Annotated in this window: 22 protein-coding genes; 11 read left to right on the top strand and 11 right to left on the bottom strand. The window is 61.0% G+C overall.

Features of this window, described 5'->3' with window-relative positions:
* Positions 1-470, top strand: a 470-nt coding sequence (locus ACO9S2_RS11940) for a carboxypeptidase-like regulatory domain-containing protein (RefSeq protein ID WP_423722477.1), incomplete at its 5' end; no start/stop codon positions are given.
* Between the two features lie 182 nt (positions 471-652).
* Here ACO9S2_RS11940 and ACO9S2_RS11935 read toward each other — a convergent pair.
* From ACO9S2_RS11935 to ACO9S2_RS11905, 7 genes are all read right to left on the bottom strand, one after another.
* On the bottom strand, positions 653-1,471 hold the full coding sequence (locus ACO9S2_RS11935) for a sterol desaturase family protein (RefSeq protein ID WP_423722475.1): 819 nt from the start codon (positions 1,469-1,471) through the stop codon (positions 653-655).
* Between the two features lie 127 nt (positions 1,472-1,598).
* Positions 1,599-1,937: a YnfA family protein gene (locus tag ACO9S2_RS11930; RefSeq protein ID WP_423722473.1), complete on the bottom strand. Its 339-nt coding sequence runs from the start codon at positions 1,935-1,937 to the stop codon at positions 1,599-1,601.
* 59 nt (positions 1,938-1,996) lie between these two features.
* Positions 1,997-2,434, bottom strand: a complete 438-nt coding sequence (locus ACO9S2_RS11925; RefSeq protein ID WP_423722472.1) for a CPCC family cysteine-rich protein — start codon at positions 2,432-2,434, stop codon at positions 1,997-1,999.
* Positions 2,435-2,581: 147 nt separating this feature from the next.
* Entirely contained in the window at positions 2,582-2,890 is a 309-nt protein-coding gene (locus ACO9S2_RS11920; RefSeq protein WP_423722470.1) for a DUF1272 domain-containing protein, read from the bottom strand.
* A 79-nt stretch (positions 2,891-2,969) separates the two neighbouring features.
* Positions 2,970-3,788, bottom strand: a complete 819-nt coding sequence (locus tag ACO9S2_RS11915; RefSeq protein ID WP_423722469.1) for a S1 family peptidase — start codon at positions 3,786-3,788, stop codon at positions 2,970-2,972.
* Between the two features lie 382 nt (positions 3,789-4,170).
* A complete protein-coding gene (locus ACO9S2_RS11910; RefSeq protein WP_423722467.1) occupies positions 4,171-4,581 on the bottom strand; it encodes a DUF1398 domain-containing protein in 411 nt (136 codons plus the stop codon).
* Between the two features lie 284 nt (positions 4,582-4,865).
* On the bottom strand, positions 4,866-5,336 hold the full coding sequence (locus ACO9S2_RS11905; RefSeq protein WP_423722466.1) for a DUF1348 family protein: 471 nt from the start codon (positions 5,334-5,336) through the stop codon (positions 4,866-4,868).
* A gap of 193 nt (positions 5,337-5,529) precedes the next feature.
* On the opposite strand from ACO9S2_RS11905, the gene ACO9S2_RS11900 reads away from it, so the two are divergent.
* From ACO9S2_RS11900 to ACO9S2_RS11885, 4 genes are all read left to right on the top strand, one after another.
* Positions 5,530-6,417: an RnfABCDGE type electron transport complex subunit D gene (locus ACO9S2_RS11900; protein WP_423722464.1), complete on the top strand. Its 888-nt coding sequence runs from the start codon at positions 5,530-5,532 to the stop codon at positions 6,415-6,417.
* Positions 6,414-7,751, top strand: a complete 1,338-nt coding sequence (locus tag ACO9S2_RS11895; protein ID WP_423722463.1) for a DUF2330 domain-containing protein — start codon at positions 6,414-6,416, stop codon at positions 7,749-7,751. Before ACO9S2_RS11900 ends, ACO9S2_RS11895 begins: the two co-directional genes overlap by 4 nt.
* Positions 7,752-7,989: 238 nt before the next feature.
* The gene (locus ACO9S2_RS11890) at positions 7,990-8,433 is read left to right on the top strand and encodes a DUF3015 family protein (RefSeq protein WP_423722461.1); all 444 of its coding nucleotides are present in this window, start codon (positions 7,990-7,992) and stop codon (positions 8,431-8,433) included.
* Positions 8,430-9,284, top strand: coding sequence for a universal stress protein (locus ACO9S2_RS11885; protein WP_423722459.1), 855 nt, complete (start codon positions 8,430-8,432; stop codon positions 9,282-9,284). Before ACO9S2_RS11890 ends, ACO9S2_RS11885 begins: the two co-directional genes overlap by 4 nt.
* Here ACO9S2_RS11885 and ACO9S2_RS11880 read toward each other — a convergent pair.
* Together ACO9S2_RS11880 and ACO9S2_RS11875 are read right to left on the bottom strand one after the other, a co-directional pair.
* The gene (locus ACO9S2_RS11880; protein WP_423722457.1) at positions 9,273-13,874 is read right to left on the bottom strand and encodes a DEAD/DEAH box helicase; all 4,602 of its coding nucleotides are present in this window, start codon (positions 13,872-13,874) and stop codon (positions 9,273-9,275) included. The two genes, ACO9S2_RS11885 and ACO9S2_RS11880, sit on opposite strands and share 12 nt — an antisense overlap.
* 94 nt (positions 13,875-13,968) lie before the next feature.
* Positions 13,969-15,426 carry a hypothetical protein gene (locus ACO9S2_RS11875; protein WP_423722455.1) on the bottom strand — a complete coding sequence of 486 codons (1,458 nt, stop codon included), beginning with the start codon at positions 15,424-15,426 and terminating at the stop codon, positions 13,969-13,971.
* A 155-nt stretch (positions 15,427-15,581) separates the two neighbouring features.
* On the opposite strand from ACO9S2_RS11875, the gene ACO9S2_RS11870 reads away from it, so the two are divergent.
* Positions 15,582-16,370: a hypothetical protein gene (locus ACO9S2_RS11870; RefSeq protein WP_423722454.1), complete on the top strand. Its 789-nt coding sequence runs from the start codon at positions 15,582-15,584 to the stop codon at positions 16,368-16,370.
* 187 nt (positions 16,371-16,557) lie between these two features.
* Here ACO9S2_RS11870 and ACO9S2_RS11865 read toward each other — a convergent pair whose 3' ends face one another.
* Complete coding sequence (locus ACO9S2_RS11865; RefSeq protein WP_423722452.1) at positions 16,558-17,994, bottom strand: lysostaphin resistance A-like protein; 1,437 nt, start codon at positions 17,992-17,994, stop codon at positions 16,558-16,560.
* Positions 17,995-18,357: 363 nt separating this feature from the next.
* Here ACO9S2_RS11865 and ACO9S2_RS11860 point away from each other — a divergent pair, with 363 nt between their 5' ends.
* From ACO9S2_RS11860 to ACO9S2_RS11850, 3 genes are read left to right on the top strand one after another with little or no spacing between them, the layout of a single operon-like run.
* Positions 18,358-19,485 (top strand): pyridoxal-phosphate-dependent aminotransferase family protein, encoded by a 1,128-nt coding sequence (locus tag ACO9S2_RS11860; RefSeq protein WP_423722506.1) that lies wholly within the window; start codon positions 18,358-18,360, stop codon positions 19,483-19,485.
* 17 nt (positions 19,486-19,502) lie between these two features.
* On the top strand, positions 19,503-20,096 hold the full coding sequence (locus tag ACO9S2_RS11855) for a Tll0287-like domain-containing protein (protein ID WP_423722451.1): 594 nt from the start codon (positions 19,503-19,505) through the stop codon (positions 20,094-20,096).
* 4 nt (positions 20,097-20,100) lie between these two features.
* Positions 20,101-21,309 carry an amidohydrolase family protein gene (locus ACO9S2_RS11850; RefSeq protein ID WP_423722449.1) on the top strand — a complete coding sequence of 403 codons (1,209 nt, stop codon included), beginning with the start codon at positions 20,101-20,103 and terminating at the stop codon, positions 21,307-21,309.
* Between the two features lie 50 nt (positions 21,310-21,359).
* Here the strand turns inward: ACO9S2_RS11850 and ACO9S2_RS11845 are convergent, their stop codons facing one another.
* Complete coding sequence (locus ACO9S2_RS11845) at positions 21,360-21,998, bottom strand: DnaJ domain-containing protein (protein WP_423722447.1); 639 nt, start codon at positions 21,996-21,998, stop codon at positions 21,360-21,362.
* A gap of 147 nt (positions 21,999-22,145) precedes the next feature.
* Here ACO9S2_RS11845 and ACO9S2_RS11840 point away from each other — a divergent pair, with 147 nt between their 5' ends.
* Positions 22,146-22,721 (top strand): MFS transporter, encoded by a 576-nt coding sequence (locus ACO9S2_RS11840; protein WP_423722445.1) that lies wholly within the window; start codon positions 22,146-22,148, stop codon positions 22,719-22,721.
* Positions 22,722-22,770: 49 nt separating this feature from the next.
* Positions 22,771-23,454 (top strand): hypothetical protein, encoded by a 684-nt coding sequence (locus tag ACO9S2_RS11835; protein WP_423722444.1) that lies wholly within the window; start codon positions 22,771-22,773, stop codon positions 23,452-23,454.
* The last annotated feature ends 106 nt before the right edge of the window (positions 23,455-23,560 follow it).

The following is a 23,560-nucleotide window of genomic DNA, read 5'->3' as shown; positions in this document are numbered from 1 at the left end:
TGAACCCGCAGCATCCGCGCAACTTCAAGGATCGCACCGAGGCCGGGATGTACCACAAACACATGGCCGGTCCGCCGATGAAGCAGTTGGTCAATCTCAGCAAGAACCGGCGGATTTTCGTCATGCAATGCGGCTTCCACGCCTACATGGAGAGCTGGGGCGTGGCCGTTACCAATCCGTACTACGCCAAGACGGACGAGCAGGGCCGGTTCACCATCACTGATGTGCCGCCCGGCACCTACAAGCTGGTCGTCTGGCATCCCTATGTCCGCACCGCGACCGAGCAAACCGTCACTATCGGCCCGAAGGGGACCGTGGAAGCGAACATCGCGGTCCCGGCGCCGACGGGGCGGCTCTACGCCAACGAAGTGCTGGATCATGCCTACGTTCGCTACAATGTGACCGAGGAAGTGCAGAAAGAAATCGATCCGTTGGTTGAGAAGCAGGATCACCCGGCCGGGCATAACTAGACCGGCTCGCTCAATGCCAGGTCATTGAGCCTGAACGAGAGTGTCCCTCGCGCTGAGGCCGCCGGTTTAACCGGCGGCCTCATTGTTTATCGCCCCATGTTTTCCGCCACAGACCAAGCCTCAAGGCGCCACAAGTCCGGCGGCCATTGCCTCCCGCCAACCGCCGACACTCCACGTTGGGCTTAGGATTGAGTCCGTCCGGCGTAGCGACCAAGCGCGGCGACGAAGGGGAACCGCAGCATCATGAACAGATTCAAGCAGACCGGGGGGCCAAGATGTTCAAGGCCGATCTTCATCCCCAATTGCCCTAAGGCCGGTTCCGCACAATAGGTCCCGAAGAGCCGGTCCCACCAGGGCACATTAAATCCATAGTTGCTGTTGGTCTCGCGGGGGTCCACCGAATGGTGGATACGATGCATGTCCGGCGTGACAATAAACCAGCGGAGCACACGGTCGAGCCCCAAAGGCATCTTCACATTGCTGTGGTTGAACAGGGCCGTGGCATTGAGCACGATCTCAAACGCGACCACCGCCAGGGGAGCCACGCCCAGGGCCATCACCGCCGCACTCTTCACCAGCAGCGAAATGACCATCTCTACCGGATGAAACCGCACCCCGCTGGACACATCCAGATCCAGGTCGGAGTGATGCATCATGTGAAACCGCCAGAGGATCGGAACCAGATGGAACACCTGATGCTGGCAGTAGATGACCAGATCGAGCGCCACCACCGCCAGGCCCATTTCGAGCCAGCCCTGCCAGTCGACCCAGTTCAAGAGCCCCCAGCCCCGCTCCTGCGCCATCACTGCCGTCGCCACAACGCCGCCCGCAAACAATAACCGGGCGATCACCGTATTCAAGACCACAATCGTCAGATTGCCTCCCCACCGGCAGAGCTTCGAGGCTGTCAGCTTTCGGCGCGGCGCGATGAGTTCCCACGTCGCCATGATGACGAGCACTGATAGGTATGACCCGACCCTGATCAGATCTTGAGACGCCACGTCTTTTCCCTCCTCGACGATCTGAGCCCCCTGCACAGCGTAAGAGACAATGTCTATTGAATGGATTCAGGCAGGCAGCAAGCGCCCCCGACCGATCAAGGGTTCCTGGAACCCCTGATTTCCTCCGTTACGGTGAAACGTGGCGTGGCGCAAACATAATAATCGCCATGCCGAAGAGACAGACCGCGACGCCGAACCAATCCCATAGGGAGGGACGCACCCCGTCGACGAGCCAGAGCCAGACGATGGCGACCGACACATAGACCCCGCCATAGGCAGCATAGACACGCCCGGCGGCGAGCGGATGCAGCGTGAGCAGCCAGGCAAACACGGCCAGACTCGCCGCAGCGGGAAGCAGCACCCAGACCGGAGCATCCTTCTTCAGCCACAAATAGGGAAGATAGCACCCGACAATCTCAGCGACCGCCGTGGCCACAAACAGCAAGACGGTTTTCAGTTCCAACATCGGCAGATTGTCCTTTGCAAAGACCCGGTGAAGAACATGACCAGACCAGCAACCGGGCGCTACTGCCAGGCTCCGTCCTGACGCCCCCGCTGCGCAAGCAATTCCCGCTCAACAGATAACGCCGTGCGCCAATGCTCATCCGAATCGCACAAGATGGCGATGGAGAAATTCCGGCAGAGCTGCTCCTTGCTCCGCCGGTCCATCTGCTCGTAGATAAAAGCGTGCGTATCGGCCGGGCGATACATGGTGAAATGCTGCTTAAAATTCTCTCGCGCCTCCCGCAATGAATAGTCGCCGTTCGGACCGCCGCGCACCACGTCGGCATCGTCGGAATCCTGCCCGTCGTCCTCCCAGTCACAGATTTCGCAGGCGTCATACGCCGCCCACGCCTGCAACGTGGGCATAAAGCAACAGGGACAGTTGTACCGGTCGCGATACATGGCCCACGACTTCTGCTTTTCAGCCTGCTGCACGTACCACTCAAACCAGTCATGCATCGCGGTTCCGACAGTTCTTGAATGTAGGCTGTGGCTGCCCGGGAGCAGATCGTTGCAGGCACGATGAATCCGGGAAAGACTCCCGGTACATTTTCATCTTTCTCAGACTCTGACCAAGTACCGGCTCCCGGAGCCCGCTTCTAGTTTCTATCGTTTCTCCGGAGAAATCGTCTTGATCTTGCCCGAGAACCGCTCATGCGCCGCCGGGTCCACCGGTCGGTGCTTAACCGTCGTACTAGCCGGGTCTTTCCCCAGGAAGTTGTCGCCCTTCCAATTCGTCGAAGGCCTGATCGGTCGCGAAGCGAACCCGCCGCCGCAGTTGGGACAAACATTACCAAGCACAGATTCGACACAAGCTACGCAAAAAGTGCATTCATAAGAACAGATGCGCGCCTCAAGCGACTCAGGCGGCAGCGGCTTGTTGCAGTGCTCGCACGTCGGTCTGAGTTCGAGCATGGCACTCCCCATGTGGACCTACCGATAGAGGGTAATCAAGGGTTCCTGGAGCCTTTTTAGCTCAATTGGTCTGGACATCTTATTCAGCTCGCTCAGCCTGCAGGATGGTGTCTCGAATAAACTTGGAAGGGACAACCGCGGCAAGTTTCCCTCCAGTATCATCGCTAATAGTGCCATGAACAAGACCAACCACAGTAGTCGGCGCCGACTTATCCGGGAACACAAGACCTCCACTGGAAGCGAATGGCTCGGGCATTTGAAAAACAGGTCCACCACTGAACCCACCAATGCTTGGTTTGTCGAGGACGAAGAACGTAGCTTCTTTCTTAATGTCGGGACTGAATAGTCGAAGCAAACCACTTGCTGGCTTCGCTTCACTTGTAATCGGTGAGAAGCGGCCGGCCGTACCGAGCGCCAAAGGAAATCCCATTACCGTTACTGGTCGCTCTCGTTGTGGCGCACCCTCCTCTGGTGCGAGCAAAGCAACACTCAGAAAGCGACCTTGCATTAGCGGAAGGGTCTTGCTATCAAGCTTCAGTCTGAGAACCGCCACATCAGACTCACTATGAACCTGCCAGGCCAACTTCCCGCCATCGGAAAGTAGCTCTTTCAGTAAGATCGAAACTGGAATGTCCTTTGCGGCCCGTACCGTAACAGTCGAATTACCCGTCAGGAAGCGAGCTACGTGGGCTGCAGTCACCAGGTACGGCTGCTCGGCAATGCCCAAGCCTGGCGATTCTGCAGCAACAAAGAACCCTGTACCAATTTGCTTGCCTTCTTTGAGGTAAGCAACCGTGACCGAGAGATCATCCAGAGTCATCGCCTGTACTCCACTATATTCACTCAGACCCAATGCGCTTGTAGTAAGAAACACTATAAGAAGTAGAGAATATTTCACGATACCCCCCAGGGCAACATACTGACGAAGATACTAAGCAAGACGGTTTCCGGGAGAAATTTAAGGGGTCAGGCCCACTCTTGTCCATAATAACTTCTCCGAGAATTGGATCTTGAACAGCATCTAACCACAACGCCTGGTCCCTATGGGATTGATGGAGACCCCAAAGGGCTCTGGAAGCCATGAATTCACGCCCTTCTCGCCAGCGCTGCCCTATGCGGCAACTCCTCAGGGTTTTGGACAACATCTGCGCGCCCAAGGGACCTCGATTCACAGTCAGAGTGTGGCGCCTAAAGTTTCAACGAGTTGGAGGCGAGAAAGCGCGGGTTATATCCTGTCTTGGACAGCAGTGGGTCAGGCCCCTTTGTTCTTGTATTCGGCTTCAGACACCTGTCTCCTTCTGAACTTCCGGAAACCACTCCGTGTGCTGATCGCCCTGTCTGCCCAGATAGGTCACACGCTTGCCGCGAAGAAATGCAAAATAGCCCTGTACTCCGGCTTGCATGGCACGTCGCGAGAACTCATGGAACTTTTGTCCATTGACCTGACTATCGTGAATGGCCCGTCGTAAGTCTGCTGCATCAAAATCACAGGAGACGGGTGATAAGCCTTCGAGGGGAATCGGTGCGACGATTGCGTCGCCATTCGCGCCATAAAACGTGAAGCGTAGGGACACATAGTCGACGTGGTAATACTCCACTCCGGCGCTAAGAAGATTCTGGACGATCCGCGGTAAAGGGAGCGAGCCGGAAAGGGAGGTTTGGGCAGATTCTAAAACTAGGTTCGAGTCCATGGTGATCCCTTTGACAAGGAGCCAATCATTCAGGTTTGACGATATCCGTTCCTCGGCTCACTGGCTTGTCGGTCTGGTCATCGCCCACACACCGACGGATCCACAAACTAACCTGACCGGTCCGGTGAGAAACACTCCATAGAGCCGCACAGATTGCTGGAGGGGGAGAGCCAGTCGCAACCTGCAAAGGCTCCGATGAAATATCCGGCGACAAACTCTGCTACCCCACCGACGAGGATGCTGACGATTCTCACCGCTCGAATACTCCGTCGTCACCCGCGACCTTAAAGGCCAAGCTCAGAAAGCCCCGGATGCTCATCCGGGCGGCGCCCCAGCGGCCAGTGATACTTGCGGTCCGCCTCCTTGATCGGCAGGTCGTTGATGCTGGCAATGCGACACCGCATGTAGCCCTGCTCGTCGAATTCCCAGTTTTCGTTGCCATACGCCCGGAACCAATTACCGGCATCGTCATGCCATTCGTAGGCGAACCGGACGGCAATCCGGTTTTCATGAAACGCCCACAGTTCCTTGATGAGGCGATAGTCCAACTCTCTGTTCCATTTGCGGGTCAGGAACTGCACGATGGCTTCGCGCCCGGCAAAGAATTCCGCGCGGTTACGCCAGACACTGTCCGGGGTATAGGCCAGTGCGACCCGCTGGGGATCACGGGTGTTCCAGGCGTCTTCGGCCATACGGACTTTCTGGGCGGCGGTCTTCGCATCGAATGGCGGCAGCGGGGGTCTTGGTGCTTCCATGTGGTTGCTCCTGCAATCGCTTCGTGAAACTCTGTAACCTGGCGGGTGATTCTTACGCGCGGCCGATCACTTGTCAACGCTCCCCCCTGGACTAACCACGACTCCCGGCTCATTACATTCCCCCTGAAAGGATTCTCCTCCTGGCGCCATTACGTGGGTAAGACCGCATGTCCACCGACTCACGAGGTGCCTGATGAGACTAGATCGACTCAAGACACAGATTGCTGCCCTCGATCCCCGCCTCTACCAAATAGCCAGCCTTGGCACACTGCTCCTGTATGGCTTGCTTTCGCTACACTTCGATGTGTCCGTGCTACAACTCGCCATCACGATTGGGACGGCACTGCTGACGCAGTATGCGGGGACGCGGTTCCACCACCTGCCCTCTTTTGATCCCCGCAGCCCGCTGATTTCCGCTCTGTCCCTCTGCCTGCTGCTACGGACCGATGACGTCGCTGTAGCAGCATTAGCTTCATTCATCGCCATCGGTAGCAAGTTCGTCATCCGCTGGAAGGACAAGCACGTCTTCAATCCGACCAACCTGGCCCTGGTCGTCATGATCGGGAGCGGAGTCGGTTGGATCTCGCCGGGACAATGGGGGCAGGTCGCCTGGTTCGGGTTTCTGGTCGCCTGCCTGGGTTCGCTCGTCATCACGCGCGCGGCGCGGGCGGATGTGACGCTTACGTTTCTCGCATTCTATATCGGACTCCTTTTCGCACGGGCGCTCTGGCTTGGCGATCCGCTCACGATCCCGCTGCATCAGATCGAAAGCGGCGCGCTGCTCATCTTTGCCTTCTTCATGATCTCGGACCCGAAGACGACACCGGACTCGCGAGCAGGCCGGATCGTCTTTGCCTTACTCACCTCGCTGGTTGCACTCTACGTCCAGTTCGGCCTGTTCCGTCCCAACGGCCCGCTCTGGGGCCTCATTGTTTGTTCACCACTGGTGCCAATCCTCGACCATCTGTTTCACGGCATCCGTTATCAATGGACTGAGCCATCGAGCGGTTCATTGCCTGCTCCTACCCTGTGCACTGCAACCTGTCGCCTATCACTTTCACAACCAAGGAGGTTCTCATGAGACGTCTCGTCCTTCCCACACTCGCACTCCTCATCGGCCTATTCGCCTGGAGCGGGTCGGCCCACGCCTTTTGCGGCTTCTACGTCGGCAAGGCCGACACGAAGCTCTTCAATAAGGCATCGGAGGTGGCCATCGCCCGGCACGACAAGAAGACCGTCATCACGATGGCCAACGACTTCAAAGGCGACGTGAAGGAGTTCGCGATGGTCGTGCCTGTGCCGACGATCCTGGAGAAGGACCAGATCCATGTCGGCGAGCCGGCTGTCTTGAAACATCTGGCCGATTACTCCGCGCCCCGCCTGGTCGAATACTTCGATGAAAATCCCTGCCGGAGATACGAGATGATGGAGGACAGGATGGGCGCCTTGAAAAGCATGGCGCCCGCCTCGGCACCGGCCCGCGAGCGCGACCGCGCCTTGGGCGTGACGATCGAGGCGCAATACCTCGTCGGCGAGTACGACATCCTGATCCTCTCGGCCAAAGAAAGCGCCGGGCTGGAAATGTGGCTGACGGAGAATGGCTACCGGATTCCTTCGGGGGCTTCCCCCGTGCTCCTCAGCTACTTGAAACAGGGCATGAAGTTCTTCGTCGCCAAGGTGAACCTGGAGGAACAGAGCAGGCTGGGGGGCACGCACCTGCGCCCGCTGCAGATTGCCTTCGAGTCGCCGAAATTCATGTTGCCGATCCGGCTCGGCACGGTGAATGCGGACGGGGCACAGGAACTCTTCATCTACTTCCTGACGAAACAGGGCCGCGTCGAAACGACGAACTACCGCACCGTGCGCCTGCCGGAAGCGCAGGAGATCCCCCTCTACGTGAAAGACAAATTCGGCGACTTCTACCGCGACCTCTTCACGCAGCAGGTGAAACGGGGGAACGAGCGCGGCGTGTTTCTGGAATATGCCTGGGACATGAACTGGTGCGATCCCTGTGCGACCAATCCCCTCTCCGCCGAGGAACTGCGCGGCCTGGGCGTCTTCTGGCAGGATCAGAACGGACGGACAGGCAAGGGCCAGGCGCAGAACGTCTTTCTGACCCGCCTGCACGTGCGCTACGATGCCGCCCGTTTTCCCGAAGATCTGATGTTCCAGGAGACGTCGGATCGGGGAAACTTCCAGGCCCGCTATATTCTCCGCCACCCCTGGACGGGCCAGGATGACTGCCCCGCTGCGGCCGCCTATCGGCAGCAACTGCGGGACCGCTACGAGCGGGAAGCCCAGACGCTGGCCAACCTGACCGGCTGGAATATCGGGGAGATCCGCAAGACGATGAATATCGCCTCAGCGCCGGTCGCCGAGGAGAAAAAGTGGTATCAACGCCTGTGGGCCAACTGACCGTAATCACCTTGACTGAAATGACCACGGCGAGGCCCGGGAAGGCCAAGCCTCGCCGTGCCTTGCTTCACACTCGCCATGGGGCTGACGCTGTTGCCCTAACAGGCTGTTGACGAAAGCCGCCAGCGACGTGCCGCTTATGCACTCTATCGGTTCCCCTGGCTAAACTTAAGCGGAGCTATGGTATAGTGAGCCGGTAACCAGGCCATGAGACATCCCCTAACCAAAGGAGACTCCCATGCGCGGTCGATTAGCCTCCACAATCCTCGTGCCCGCCGGTCTGGCAATCGCCGTTGCGGCGACCGGCTGTTCCATCAAAGCGACCGTCAAGCAAACCACCGATACCACATCGAACATCACGGGTACCACATCGGGTCATGCCTGGTGGAATGAGGATGGTCTGCTCAACCCGGAACACAAAGCTATCGCCTTTGTCACCCTGAACCAGACGAACTTAGAACAGGATATGGCGAAGGGAGAAGGGGAATACCTGCGGTCCCTCGGCACCCTGCTGGGCGTGCCCGCTCATGAGCACCCCGCCTATGGCGCCGCCGTGCAAACCCGCTACGCCCTGACACAGGAGACGTCACTGGACAACCCCGCCGCCCGGCTGTCCCTGCTTCAAGACACCGCACAACCCTATCGTCAGAAAACGGCCGCCCTCCACCCGGACCGACCATGACCACACCCGTTAACCCTGCAATGACGCTCCCGTACGGCCGGATCATCCACCCCTCGGATTTCACCGAGGACAGCCATACCGGCCTGGTCCATGCCATCAAACTCGCGCTCGCGACAGGGGGAGAATTGTCCGTCATGCACGTAGATGCCGATGTCTCTCGTGCACATTTCGAAGATTTTCCCAAAGTCCGTCCGATCCTCGAGCAATGGGGCATGCTCCCGAAAGGGAGCCGGCGTGAGCAAGTTCGGGACCTGGGGATCACGATCAAGAAAACCAGAACCGCGGCGAAGAACCCGACCGAAGGCATTCTCCGGTACCTCAGCACACACCCGGCCGACTTGCTGGTGATGTCGACCAATCAGTATGAAGGGCTCGCGCGCTGGCAGCATTCCCCCGTCGCCGAACCGGTGGCCCGCGAAAGCCAGACCGCCACGCTCTTCGTCCCGGCCAACGTGGAGGGATTTGTGGTGAAGGAATCGGGACAGCCGAAACTGCGCCGCGTGCTCGTCCCGGTCAGCGCCGACTCTCAGCCTCAACTGGCGATCGATACCACCGCCCAACTGGCGACCGCCTTAGGATGCGACAACCTCACCGTCGTGGTCGTTCACGTCGGAGATGACGAGACGCTCCAATCCATCCGCTATCCCAGCCGGACAGGATGGCTCTGGCACACGATGACCTGCCGTGGAAATGTCGTCGAGGTGATCCTCGGGATGGGCGCGGACTTCGACGTTGACCTGATCGTGATGACGACAGCCAAGCAGCAGTCGCTGCTGGACATGATGCGCGGCAGCGTGACCGAGCGCGTCTTGCGGGGCGCACGGTGCCCCCTCCTGGCCCTACCGGTCTAACGCATCGCGCACGGCCCCGGCCTCATCGTCCCGGCGATCCTCTTCCTGCTTTCCCATCACCGTGCGGACAATGCGTCCCTCTTTGATGATCAGGAAGTTCGTCGGTACCGCGGGAATTCTCGGCCCCGGCAGGATAAGGCCGGCAAGATTCAGGGGGTCCACCGCGGACAGCTTGATCTCCTGCGGGAGTCCGAACCCGCTCTTGCGCAACGCCCGCAGCGACTCGAGGGCTTCCGGCAACGCAAACTGTTCCCCCACGAAACCCGTCACGAAACGCCCTCCGCGCACCTCTCCCTTGAGCTCCATCTTCCGGTACGCCACCAACAGATCGCGCCACGACTGCGCCAGCGTCTCCCGCGCCAGCAGATCGCGAAACACGACACCATAGCGCCGCAGCAACTGACGGGCAACCTGGTCGGTGACGGGAGACGGGTTGACAGGCGAGGGGCGAGAGGCAAGGGGCCAGGGGTTGGCATGCGATGCTCCTCTAGCCTCGTGCCCCGGACCTCGTCCCTCCGGGCTGCGGAGCAGCGACCACCGCCCGGCTGCATGGCGTGGACGGCGCTGCCGCGCTCGCCCCTCCGCACGACGCCGATGCGGATCCATCAAAGCCCGCAGATTATCAAACCCGTCGGCCGTCACGAGGCCAGCAGCCACGAGTTCCCACAATCCCTCTTCCACTTCCGTCGGAAGGTGGCCAGTCAGCCGCACCAGATCGGCGAAGAAGCTGGCGCCTCGTTCGCGCAAGGCGCGAAGCAGATCCTGTCCCACGGCGCTCACATGCGCGTACGGATCCGGGCCATCGGACGCAGCCCGATCACGCACCGCCTCCATCAACCACTCACCCTCTTCGCGCGGGAAGAGCGCAATCGGAGCCACGCTGCTGGGAATGATCCGCCGTGCCCGCGCCCCATCACCCGATGGCATCAACCGCGGATGAGGAGACAACCGGCCCCAACTGATGGCCCCGCTTAAACAGAGCCGGTCCAACAGCTCCGGCTCGAACTTCGCGAGCCGGCTGCGCAGGAGCTGTGGCTCCCAGGCCGAGGCCGCCGCCTCGAATCCCGCCAACTGCGCGATGACCTCGGCGAGACCGGCCTCCCCGTGCATCCGCGCTCCCGGCGCGGTATGCTGCCATCGCAACAGGAACGACATGAAGTCGGCCGCCGTCACCGGCTCAATCTCCTTGCGCAGGCGGCCTAGCGTGAGCCGGTGAATGCGCGCGAGCAGGCGGCGGTGGCACCATTCGGGAGCGGACGAGTCCGCTTCAGGCAAGAGGCCAGGGGCAAGCGGCAAGGGGGAAGACTCTTCCTTCTTCCCTCCAGCCTCAGGCCTCTCGTCTCTCGCCTGGCTGACAGGTCGGAATCGGCCGCGGAGGACTTGGCCCTGCGTTTCGAGCCGTATCATGGCCCTGTTTACCGCGTCGAAGGGAAGGGACAGCTTGGCGGCCAGTTCCGAGACCGTCGTCGGCCCGATGCTTTCCATCCAGCCCAGAACAATCGCGTCGAACGTCGCGTCGTCCTGCATCGCCAGTGCAGCCTCAACCTCAGTCCGCCGCTCCGTCGCGACCCATCCCCTCGCCTCTCGCCCCTCGCTTCTTGCCGTCAAATCAACCGCGCGCCCGGATTCGATCAACACCGGGAGGAACATCGCCCATTGCCGCATCCGATCATCGGGCAGCCACACCAGGGTAAGCAGGGCATCATGCAACTCATCGGCATCCCGCACCACCGGCCAGGATTCCCGCTCTACTTCTTCGATGGCCTCGGGATCGAGCCCGCCGACCTGGCCGAGCAATTCCGGCGGCAGCGTCCGCCGCATCTCCACTGCGCGCGCCCGCCGTTCTTCCAGCGGCGCATCGTCGAGAAAGGCATAGGGATTCGCGTTCAGGATCTCGTGCGAGAAGAGCGAGGGCGTCGGCGTGTCGACCGCCACGCATTGGATGCGGCCGGACTCGATGCCTTGCAACACATGCGTGAGCCCCTCCAGATCCATCGCCTCTGTCAGGCAATCTCGCAAGGTCTCCTTGACCAGGGGATGATCGGGAATCTGCCGCGCCGCCCGCTCTCCAGTCAGATTTTCCTGGCAGGCAATGGCGTCAGGAAAGACAGCGGCCAGCAGATCCTCGGCTTTCATGCGCTGAATCTGCGGCGGAACCTTTTTCCCGTTCGAAAATCGCAGCAGCGCGAGCGCCCGCGAGACATTCCATCGCCAGCGCGTCGCAAACATCGGGGCGAGCAGGACGGCCTGGATCAGCACGTCCCGCACAGAATTCGAATGGAGGTACCCGAAGACCGACTCCAGCGGAAAGCTGTGCTTCTCGCCCAGCGAGATGACCAGTCCGTTATCCGTCGCCGCCGCTTGCAGCTCGAAATCGAAGGTGACGCAGAAGCGTTTCCGAAGGGCGAGCCCCCAGGCCCGGTTGATCCGCCCGCCGAACGGCGCGTGGATCACCAGCTGCATCCCGCCGCTTTCGTCGAAAAACCGCTCGGCGATGATCGTCTGTTGCGTCGGCACGGTCCCCAGAATCGACTTGCCGGCCAGCACATATTCGATGGCTTGTTGCGCGCCACGCTGATCGAGCGCGCATTCGTGGCAAAGCCAGGCTATGGGCGAGAGGCGAGGGCCGAGGGTCCGGGCAGGAACATTCTCTCCGCCTCGTGCCTCTTCCCTGGCACCACTAGCCCGCTGCGCAATCTCTTGCCGCAGAGAAGCCACCTCGGCTGAGAGTTCGGCCGTCCGGGACGGCGCTTCGCCTCGCCAGAAGGGAATATTCGGCGGCGCCCCCTGCGCATCTTCCACGCGCACTTTCCCCGCCTCCACCCGCTTGATCCGCCACGAGGTGTTGCCGAGCAGCATGATGTCGCCGGCCAGGCTTTCCACCGCAAAATCCTCGTCCACCGACCCCACGACCGTGCCGTCCGGTTCCGCCACCACCGCATAGTTCGCTGTGTCGGGGATCGCCCCGCCGGAGGTAATCGCCGCGAGCCGGGCCCCGCGCCGCCCCTTGATCCGGCGATTGATCCGGTCATGATAGAGATAGGCAAGGCCTCGGCCCCGCTGCGTCGCAATGCCGTCAGACAACATCCGCACCACCTGATCGAATTCTTCACGCGTCAGATCCCGGTATGGATAGGCCCGCCGACAAAGGTAGAATAACTCGTCCTCCGTCCATGCCTGGCTCGCCGCAGCCGCCACGATCTGTTGCGACAGAATATCAAGCGGAGCGATCGGCACCTCGATGCGATCCAAGGTTCCCGCCCGGATGGCGCGAACGAGGGCGGCGCATTCCAGCAGCTCGTCCCGCGTCATGGCAAAGAGGCGGCCTTTCGGAACGGCCTTGATCCAGTGGCCCGCGCGACCGATCCGCTGCAATGCCGTGGCGATGGCCCTCGGGGAGCCGATCTGACAGACCAGATCGACCGTCCCGACGTCGATGCCCAGTTCCAGAGACGCGGTGGCAATGACGACGCGGGTCTGGCCGGTCTTGAGCCGCTCTTCCGCATGGAGCCGAATCTGCCGCGAGAGGCTGCCGTGATGCGCGGCGACCACATCGGGCCCCAAATCTTGGAGGCGTTCTTCGAGATAGTGAGACACGCGCTCAACCAACCGGCGCGTGTTCACAAACACCAGCGTCGAGCGATGCTGCCGGACCAATTCGGCCACACGGTCATACACATCGGACCAGACCGTATTCGTGGCGATCGCGCTCAGTTCGTCTTTCGGCACCTCCACGGCCAGATCAAGTTCGCGGCGGTGGCCGACATCAATAATGGTGCAGTGAACCTGTGATGCGTGACGGGTGACGAGTGACGCGCGGGGAGGCTTAGAGCTGGTGGCTGATGGCTGATGGCCACCGGAAAGCGTTGAGTCCTGAGTGCTGAGTGCTGAATCTTCGTAGTTTGAAGAGTGACCATTGGCGACCGGCGCGTTGCGATTCCCGACGAGAAACTCTGCGACAAGCTCAATCGGCCGTTGCGTCGCCGAGAGCCCGATGCGCTGCGGCTTGGTCAGCGTGAGCGCTTCGAGCCGCTCCAGCGAGAGCGCCACATGCGCCCCCCGCTTATTGGGCGCCAGCGCATGGATTTCGTCCACAATCACCGTCCGCACGGTCTGCAGCATGCGGCGGCTTTTGTCGGCGGTGATGAGAATAAAGAGCGACTCCGGCGTCGTCACCAGAATGTGCGGCGGCCGCTTGAGCATCTGCTGCCGATCAGCCATGGGCGTATCCCCGGTCCGGACCAGCACGCGCAGCTCGGGCATGAGCAGCCCGGCCTGCATGGCGGCCTGGCCGATCTCCGCCAACGGCTTCTGAAGATTCTTCTGGATGTCGTTGCTCAACGCCTTCAGCGGTGAGACGTACAGCACCTGCGTGTGGTCGCCGAGTTCGCGGGCCAGGGCCTGCTTGAACAGGCTATCGATGCAGGACAGAAACGCCGCGAGCGTTTTCCCCGATCCGGTCGGCGCGGCAATCAGCGCATCCGCGCCGGATTGAATGGCAGGCCAGGCCTGAACCTGGACGTCGGTCGGCTCACCGACCTGCAACCGGAACCAGTCGGCAATGAGGGGATGGAATGATGTGAGCGGCATCCTGTGATGCTAGGATGCCGCCCCTGTCGAGTCAAGGACCTTGTCCCGGGCCCAGGTGCGAGTCCCGATCCAAACCGCCCGCCGGGAGTGAGAACTATCGCAGGGCAAAACCTGCGACATCCTCTCCGACCACGAGCGGACTATTCAACTTGACGGACAAGCCCATGGACACGAAGCGGGTCCGGAACAGCTCCACGATATTCACATTATCCTGATTGGCGCGATAGACCACCGCCGAACTATCGGGCGACACGGCATAGGAGGTCGCGGTGCCGGGGGCCGCCACGTTTTCCCCGATGTCAAGGGCGGGATTGATCCTGGTACTCGACCCCGGATTGGCAAGCAACACCCGATAGAGCTCATTCACTCCATTGACATCCTGGTCGGCCCGATAGACCACCGCTGAACTATCGGGCGTAATGACAAAGTCGAAGACTTCTTGAGCAGCCCCCACAAACGCTGGATTCAACCTCGCATTCCCGCCTCCGAACCGAGTCCGGTACAGCTCAAAAACCTCGTTGGCTGTTTGATCCGCAATATAGACCACGCCGCTGCTATCGGGAAGGACCGCGAAGGACCTGACATCTTTGCCACTGTTCGTACCAAAGGCCAGGTTGAGTTTGTCTGGTAGCCCCCCTGCAATCACTTTCCGGTACAATTCAAACATCTCGTCCTCGTCCTGATCGGCACGATAGACGACTGCCAGGCTATCAGGTGTGATCGCAAAACTGTCCACGTTCCCGTTCGGTACCAGCACATCGTTCAACCGGGTAGTTGCACCGCCTCCGGACAGCACGAAAAACAGCTCGTCAACGGTCACAGAGTTCAGATTCGCAATAAACACGACCTTCGAGCTGTCCGGAGTGACGGCAAAAGCCCCGACGTTTTCTGTCGCAACCATCGCAGGGGAGATGAGCCTCGTGCTGATCGGGGCGTTAGCAAACGACACCCGATACAGCTCACTGACGCCATCCGTATCCTGATCGGCCCGATAGACCACGCCACTGCCATTCGGCATGATGACAAATGCGTCGATATCCTTTGCAGGGCTACCCAGGTAATCAGGATTGAGCTTGGTTCTGCTTAATCCGGCAAACACCGTCCGGTACAGCTCAAACACCTCGTCGAACGTTTGATCAGCGCGATATACGACCGCGCTGCTATCCGGAGTCACAGCGAACTCCATCACATTTCCGCCCGGCGCCAGCACCCCGCTCAATTTATCGCTTATTCCCGGAGCTGCAAGACTCACGCGATAGAGCTCGAAGGTTCCAGGAGTATCCTGGTCGGCAATGTAGACGACGGCGCTTCCGTCCTGAGTCAGCGCAAAGCTGCGAATGGTCTTGGGCGGTGTAAGGGCAGGATTCAGCTTGGTGCCAGAAGCGACGTCGTACAATTCGAAGACCCCAAGGGTATCTTGATCAGCCAGGTAGACCACGGCGCCTAACCCGCCTCCGAGTGTAATCCCGCTCCCGTCGCTCCCACTGTCCGAGCATCCGGCCAGGAGCAGCAGCATCGACAACGCGAGCCATGATAGCATTCGTATGTTCATAGGGATTCCCTTTTAGTTCAGGCTCCGCATTAGGAGACCTCATTCGATGTATATCACCATGGAAACAATTCGCCAACAAAACAGAGGAATTTGAATGGACTCTCCTCAACCATCACTGGCACACTGTCGCAACGTCAGACGGAGGACCATCCCCTGTGCGGGAAACGCTCATCATCCTGGGCTCGGGCTATACCGCGCGATTTCTCTTCCCGCTGGCTGCACGGCAATACCGCAAGGTGTTGGCCACCAGCCGCGAGCCGGAGAAGCATCTCGCCCACCTATTGCCGGAGCAGCGCCTCCGTTTCGATCTCGCACAACCTGACACGTGGACGAGCCTCCCCGACTCTGCGGATATCCTCTGGTGCTTTCCCGCTGTGCCGCCGGACCTTGTGCGGCAATTCGGTGAGCGATTGAACACCTCCCCCCCCCGCCTCGTCGTGCTCGGCAGCACGTCGGCGTATGACATCGGCGAATCTCGGGATTACCCTCCTCCCTGGATTGACGAAGCGGCTCCGATCGATCTCAGCAAACCGCGCGTGCAGGGAGAAGAGTATCTTAGGAAGGAGCTCGGCGCCGTCGTGCTCCTCGTGGCCGGCATTTACGGCCCTGGCCGCAATCCGCTCGACTGGATCAGAAAGGGCCGTGTCGGCCCTTCACGCAAATATGTGAACCTGATTCACGTCGAGGATCTCGCCTCGATCTGCCTGACCGCGCTGGAGCGCGGAACATCCGGAGAGGTCTACAACGTGAGCGATGGGACACCGAAAACGTGGAAGGAGATCTGCGAATTCGCGCAACAGCGCTGGGGAATCATGCCTTCGACCTCAATCGCCGACTGCGAACCGGGAAAACGTATTTCAACCGGAAAGCTCACTCACACTCTCGGCTACGAAATTCGCCACCAAGATCTCCAGGCAGAACTCACCAAGATCCACAATCCATAAACGAGCAGCAAAGTAGCAGGCTTGTCAAAACGGTCATCCAACGAGGCCGCAGGCGAGAACGGACCGGAGGCGTAACAGTTCTCACCCACCCATCCCCGAACTCCGGGGGGCAGCTCTTTCCCGGACGGGGTACGTTGAGGACCGTTTCGAGTCGAGAAGGAAGTTGGGGGCCGTTTTCACGAGCCTGTTAGCGAAGCAGCGCCATCACGCTGAGACAGACCAAGAGGTTATTGGCGGCGTGCGCGATCATGCCGGGAAGCACGCTGCCAGTCCGCTCATAGATCCAGGCCCAGAGCAGCCCGCTCCAGAAGACGCTGAGAAAGCCGATCACCCCGTAGCCGTGAGCGAAGGCAAAAATACCGGCGCTGATCATCGCCGCGGGCAGCGGCGTCAGTCGCCGCCGCAAGCTCGCATAGAGCAAGCCGCGAAAGGCGAGTTCTTCGAAGATCGGGGCAAAGACGATATATTCCAGCAAGCTGATGGTCAGCACCGAACCGGAGGCCCACACCAGATCGGGATCGAACCATTCCGTCCAGTGATTCGTCAGGTTGAGCGACTCGGCCACCCGGCCCATCGCCCATTCGCCCCAGAGCCCCGCCGCCACGACTGCCAGGACGATCCCTGCAAGACGGGCAACCTGCCCTCGTGGGATCTGCAGGCCAAAACCGTTCCAAAAGTTCAATCCCGCCGGCTTGAGCAAATAGGCATAGGCCATCGCCAGGAGCGGAAGGTTGGCCATCGGAATGGCCAATGCGCGCAGCGAGACATTTTCGGCCGGAGCAAAGGAGAAGAACGCCAGCGACACAAGGGCCCCCAGCGCCATGCCCCGCAGGAGCACGGCCGCGCCGGTCCCGCCTGGCCAGGGGGGAGGCACACCCGGGTGATGCAGTCGCAACACATCCGTCCGCTGCCCCTTCAACCGCACGATCCCGAGCAGCAGCACGGAGCCGATGATCAAACAGAGCAGCTCCACGCCGGTCAATATTTGCGCGCGCTGCTGAATCCGTTCCCCGCGCTCCTGAATCTGCCGCGCCACCGTGGCGCCCAACGGCGCGTCACCCGCCCGCTCGGCCAGCGCGGCGGCCAGATGGTTGTAGAACCACCCGGCGGGCAGGGCTTCGGCCAGCTCCGCCTGCAGGGCCATTTCGTTCTCTTTCGAGAGAGGGCCGTCGCCATAGGCCCCTTCAATGAACCGGGCATAGAGGGGGAACGGTTCGCTCCCGGCCTTCCATGTCCGGGCGGTTGCCACCGCCTCTCCATGGCGCCCGGACTCGCCTTGCAGAATCGCCAGCCGAAGATGGGACTGTGGCCTGCCCGTGGTCGCCACCAGTTCCCGATACCATTGGATGGCTTGCTCCCGCTCCGCCTGATTACCGCCGGACGTCCAGGCGGTCATCCATTGCTGCAGGTCCGGCGCCAACTCAAGTCCGTCCTGGGCTTCCATTGTCCGGCTGACCATCAGATCGAGCGCCTGATCGGGATCCTCGAAACGGTCTAGCTTCGGGCTATTCGAGGAGGACCAGAGGATGGCCCCGAGCGTGACCATCAACATCAGCGCGGACAGCACGCTGACGAACGAAGAGAATTGCGGACGGGCGGGGCCGTCACACGGTGAGGAGTTCACTGGTTCGGCCGTCCCATAATATGGAGACGGCGGATCACCCTGTCGTGGCTCACATTCCATGGGCGCGACTATACCATTGCCCCTGAGCCACGACCTATCCCCCGAATTGGTTACTGGCCACGCTTGCACACCCGAATATCACATGGCCTATCCGCCCGGAGTTGGCTATACTGTGCCGCTGCAACTCGCTGAGATCCAAGGACCAATGACCGATTACGGCATACCGATGAAGATAACAGAACGAACCGCGCAGGACGACGTTCCCGGCATGCGTGAACTCTCCCAACGGCACGTGACGGAGACCGCCGCGTGATCAGGGAACTCCATCCTCCGAAGCGCCTGCTCCTCGGCCCGGGCCCCAGTATGGTCCACCCGCGCGTGCTGCAGGCGCTGGCGACCCCGCTGATCGGCCATCTCGACCCGGCATTTCTGGCGATCATGAACGACATTCAGGCGCGGCTGCGGCACCTGTTTTCGACCTCGAATCGTTTCACCATCGCGCTGTCCGGAACCGGATCGGCCGGCATGGAAGCCGCGATCGTGAATGTGGTCGAGCCGGGCGATGTGGTCATCGTCGGCGTGAATGGCGTCTTCGGCACCCGGCTCGCGACGGTTATCGAACGTTGCGGGGGCAAGGCCGTCCGCGTCGAAGCCCCCTGGGGGCAGATCATTCCGCCGGACATGATTGAGGCCGCCCTGCGGCGAACGGGACCGATCAAGGCGGTCGCGCTGGTCCACGCAGAAACCTCTACCGGAGCCTGGCAGCCGATCGAAGCGGTCGGCCGGTTGTGCCGGGATCATGACACCCTGCTGATCGTCGATGCCGTGACCTCCCTCGGCGGAGTACCGGTGGAAGTCGACCAATGGGGGATCGATATCTGTTACAGCGGAACCCAAAAATGTCTCAGTTGCCCGCCCGGTTTGGCGCCGCTCACCGTCAGCGCGCGGGCCATGGATATGATCTCGCGCCGGCGAACGCCCTGCCAGAGCTGGTATCTCGATCTGTCGCTGATCGCGGACTACTGGGCCGAGGGCACACGCGCCTACCATCACACTGCGCCCGTCTCGATGCTCTATGCGCTGCATGAGGCCTTGTGTCTGATCGAGGAAGAAGGCCTGCCCGCCCGCTTTGCACGGCACCGATTGCACAGCGCCGCGCTCGTCGCCGGGTTGACGGAACTCGGCCTGACCCCGCTGCCTCCGGACGAGCACCGCCTGCCGATGCTGACCTGCGTCACGGTGCCCTCCCACATCGACGAGGCCGCGGTACGCCAACAACTGCTCCAGACCTTCGGCATTGAAATCGGCGGAGGACTCGGCCCCTTGAAAGGGACAGTCTGGCGAGTGGGGCTGATGGGGGAATCCTGCACGGAAGCGAACGTGTTGACGTTCTTGAATGCGGTCGAAGAACTTTTTATCCGGTCCGGCCGGCTCTCCGCGCCAGGGCACGCGCTGCAAGCTGCTACGCGAGTATATAGCCGGGGAGTGTAGCGGAAGGAATGTAGGCCATGAATCGTCCTCTTTTAGTTGTGTTAGGTGCCGTCACCTTTGCATTCATGAGCGTCATCTTCTTTTGGGTCTTCAAACTGACGATGGCTGACTCAAAGAAGTCCGACATGGTCCCGCCGGAAAAGGTCGCGGCGTTTATTCAGGCGCTGCTCGAAGCCAATCGGAATAACTACACGGACAATGTCGTGGTAAAACTGCAGAAGGAAGGCATCGACGCCCACGAACACTGGCGGGACGAACGCGGCGTCCCGCTCCCGGCGCAGTATCTGATGGAATCCGGCCGGCTCGTCGCACTCAAGAATTTGAAATTTTCCTTCCGCCTGGCCAGCTTGACCCCCATTTACGTGTGGAACGGGGCCAACAGCGATCTGGAACGGCTCGGGCTCGCCGCGGTCGAGAAGCAACCAGACAGCCCCCACTACGGCTTTCTCACCAAAGACGGGGTCCGCTACTTCCAGGCCGTCTATGCCGACCGCGCCTCATCCCAGGCCTGCGTCGATTGTCATAATAAACATCCCAACAGTCCCCGCCGCGATTTCAAATTGAACGACGTGATGGGCGGGATCGTCATCACCTTCCCCGTCGGAGAATAGTCCCATGGCTCTCGCGCTGCAGCACATCCGCCTCATCGACGGCACCGGTCATGTCTACGAACGCGCCACCCTCCTGATTCGCGGCGCCAGGATCGTCGCCGCCGGCCTCAGCCGCACCATGACTATCCCGCGCGGCGTGACCCGGATCAACGGCCGGGGACTCACCGTAATTCCGGGGCTGATGGACTGCCATGTCCACCTCTCCCTGGGAGCGGAACCGGACGTTGTCGCGGCGGTGGAATCCGATTCTCCCTCGCTCACCCTGCTCAAGTCGGCCCGCCATGCCAGACAGACGCTCGAAGCAGGCGTGACCACGATCCGCGATGTCGGCTCGCGCGACCATTCGATTTTTGTCCTCAAGCAAGCGATCGACGCGGGGATCTTGCCGGGGCCCCGCATCGTGGGCGCCGGCCTTGCCATTTGCATGATCGGCGGCCATGCGCGTTTCATCGGCCGGGAAGTGGAGGGACCGGACAATGTCCGCCGCGCCGTCGAGGCACAACTGAGCGCCGGTGCCGAAGTCATTAAAGTGATTGCCTCTGGCGGCGTCCTGACTCCCGGAACTTCACCGGATCAAGCGCAGATGACGGTGGAAGAACTCACCGCAGCCGTTGAAACAGCCAGGCAGGCTCAGAGGAAAGTCGCGGCCCATGCCCACGGGGCATCCGGCATGAAGAACGCCATTCGCGCGGGCGTGCATTCCATCGAACACGCCACGTTGCTCGACGATGAAGCCGGCGAGTTGATGAAGCAACATGGCGTCTATATGGTGCCGACGCTCTCCGCCCTCTCCACCACTGCGGCAGGACGGCCGGGCTGCGGCATCCCCGTCAGCGCGCTCGACAAAGCCAAAGCCATGACCAAACGCCATCAAGCAAGTTTCAAGAAAGCCCACCAGAGCGGACTCTTGATCGCCATGGGGACCGACGCAGGCACGCCCTTTAACTATCACGGAGACAACGCGCAGGAACTCGAACGGATGGTGGCCTTCGGCATGAGCCCGATGGAAGCGATCCTTGCCTCGACGGCAGCCGCCGCGCGTCTCATCGGCGTTCACGAGACGGTAGGGACGCTCACCAAGGGGAAGCAGGCAGATCTGGTGGTGCTCGACGGGAACCCGCTCAAACGGATCGACGTGCTCCGGAACCGCAGCAAGATTATGGGCGTCATGCAGGCAGGAAAGTTCGTCGCGGGTCCGCTTGCAGAAGGTTGAGGTTGAGTTCCCCCTTCATGGCCTTAACCTCAGTCTGAGCCTCCCCATCCTCACCGTCTCTCATAAAACAGCTCCAGCGCCGACGCGTAGCCGTGGATGCGGCCTTTGCGGAAACTCTCTTCGAGTGCCCCGCGCACCGACCGGAACCCGCCTTCGTCGCTCTTCTTCACGACGCCTTGCGACACCATCATCTCGGCGGCCACCTCGACCAATCGCCCCTTGCGCCCTTCCATCTCATCCGTGAGAAAGTCGTCCATGACCTCGGCCGCCCGCGCGGCGACGAGATCCTCCCGGAATGAGTCATACCCCTGATCCGCCACGGTCCGTTCACGCAAGAGCGCCAGCTCCGCCTTCACCCGGGCGACATTTTTTACCAGGACGGCAAACAGCTCTTTCCGTCCCTCATCGAAGAGCTTCTGCTCCATGTCATGGAGGATGACGGACGGGTCCACCACATCGGCACGCGGCTCGTCACCCCAATAGAGACGGTCGTAGCTGCGACGCTTCTCCGCGTCGCCCACGATTTCGTAGGCGGCGTTGATCTCGCGGATCTTCGCCTCCGCGTCTTTGCTGTCGGGATTACGGTCCGGGTGATGCTGAAAGACCAGCTTCCGGTAGGCCTTCTTGATGTCATCGTCGGACGCCTCCCGCGAGACGCCGAGCACCCGGTAAAAGTCCATGCGAGCCATGCGCGAAACTATAGCACGAGGCTTCTCCGGGCTTCACCTTGACTCCTCCGGATAACATCCTTAGCCTTGCGACACAACGGCGCGAGGCCTCTCCCCTCCCCTTGCCCTGGCCTCTCGCCCGATCCGGGCGGTAAGGACCCTCTCACTATGGCAACAACCCCCTGGCATCACGGCGTCACCCGCTATCAATGGCTGGGCTTGTTCATCGCCTGGCCGGGATGGGTCTTCGATGCGATGGACGCCACGATTTACGCCATCGTCCTGCACCCGGCGCTGCACGATCTCCTGCGCCCGGCCGGCGGGGCGCTGTTCGGCTATCTGGGATTCGGCCCCCTGGCTGATCGCTTCGGCCGCCGCGCTGTCTTTGCGTTCATGTTCCTCGGCAGCCTGATCATGCTGCCGGTGACCTACCTGACCCCGGCGACCTACGCCCGTGTGCTGATGCTTCTACCGCTGCTGGGTTTTTTCAAGAACGGGATCTTCGGCGGGTTTCCGATTTATCTCCCCGAACTCTACCCGACCAGACTGCGCGCGACAGGTTCCGGCTTTTGCTTCAACGCCGGACGCGTCCTGGCCTCGGCCTCACTCTTCCTCACCGGCCGGCTCGTCACCGCGCTCGGTTCGTTTGGACGGGCCGCGAGCACCGTGGCATTGATCTATCTGGCGGGGCTGGTCGTCTTGCTGTTCGCGCCCGAGACGAGGGGAAAACCGCTGCCGGAATAGCCTGCCGACACCCGCTTGACCTTGTCCATGACCTGGTTATCTGTTTGATATGGCCGACAATACTCTTCCCAAAGCACTGACGCACGACGAGAAGAAGGCCGCAGATGCGGCATTCGAGGGACGTCCTTTCAATTCTTCGTGGTCTGCCTCTGCCCGCGTGGTTTACGACGGCGTTACGAAGGCCTTACCCAAATCGGAGTTGCCGTCATTGCCCGACGTTGAGCCGGTGGACACAAGTGAGGTTGCGTCGTTATCTGCTGCATCCCCCGCCGGAAACGAGGCTGCGATCGATACACCTGATACGCGGAAGGACACAGCGGACGACTCCGGCGTGGGACCAGGCGTTCCTACGATCAAGGACTTCCAGAAGGCCATTCAGGCCGGGCTTTTGATCGACGTCACGCCCACCGCGCAACAACTCGGTCTGACGTTTCCCGTGACCATCACCAAACCGTTGTGGGAAATCGGCATCGTGACCACAGAATCGTTGTCCGAGGAGGAGCAGGCGGGACGGCTTCGCGATATCTTGATGGCATTCCGGTTGAGATTGGCCAGCCTGGCGACGATCTCCCCGCTGTTTGATTTCCCGGCCCTGCTGACCATGCCGCCGGGCACCGTCCCGCAACCGGTCCCGCTCTTTGCGCTCATTCAGCCGGACGCCAAGAACCAGGCGAACGTGACCCTTCTGCTACCAAACGAAGTGTCGTTGTCCATCACCAACTCGAACTCATGACAACGCGCTCGGCTCCGCGTGCCTCGCCCCGCCGGGGTTGACAGGCGCCCCTCCAAGGCAGGGACAGGCAGACCGGTTCCCGCAGCCTCTCCGGCACAGTTGCAGC

It is taken from the genome of Nitrospira sp. NS4 (assembly GCF_049546785.1).
Taxonomy (GTDB): Bacteria; Nitrospirota; Nitrospiria; order Nitrospirales; family Nitrospiraceae; genus Nitrospira_D.
Note: the sequence above shows the minus strand (reverse complement) of the source record. Positions and strands in the feature narration are given on the sequence as shown.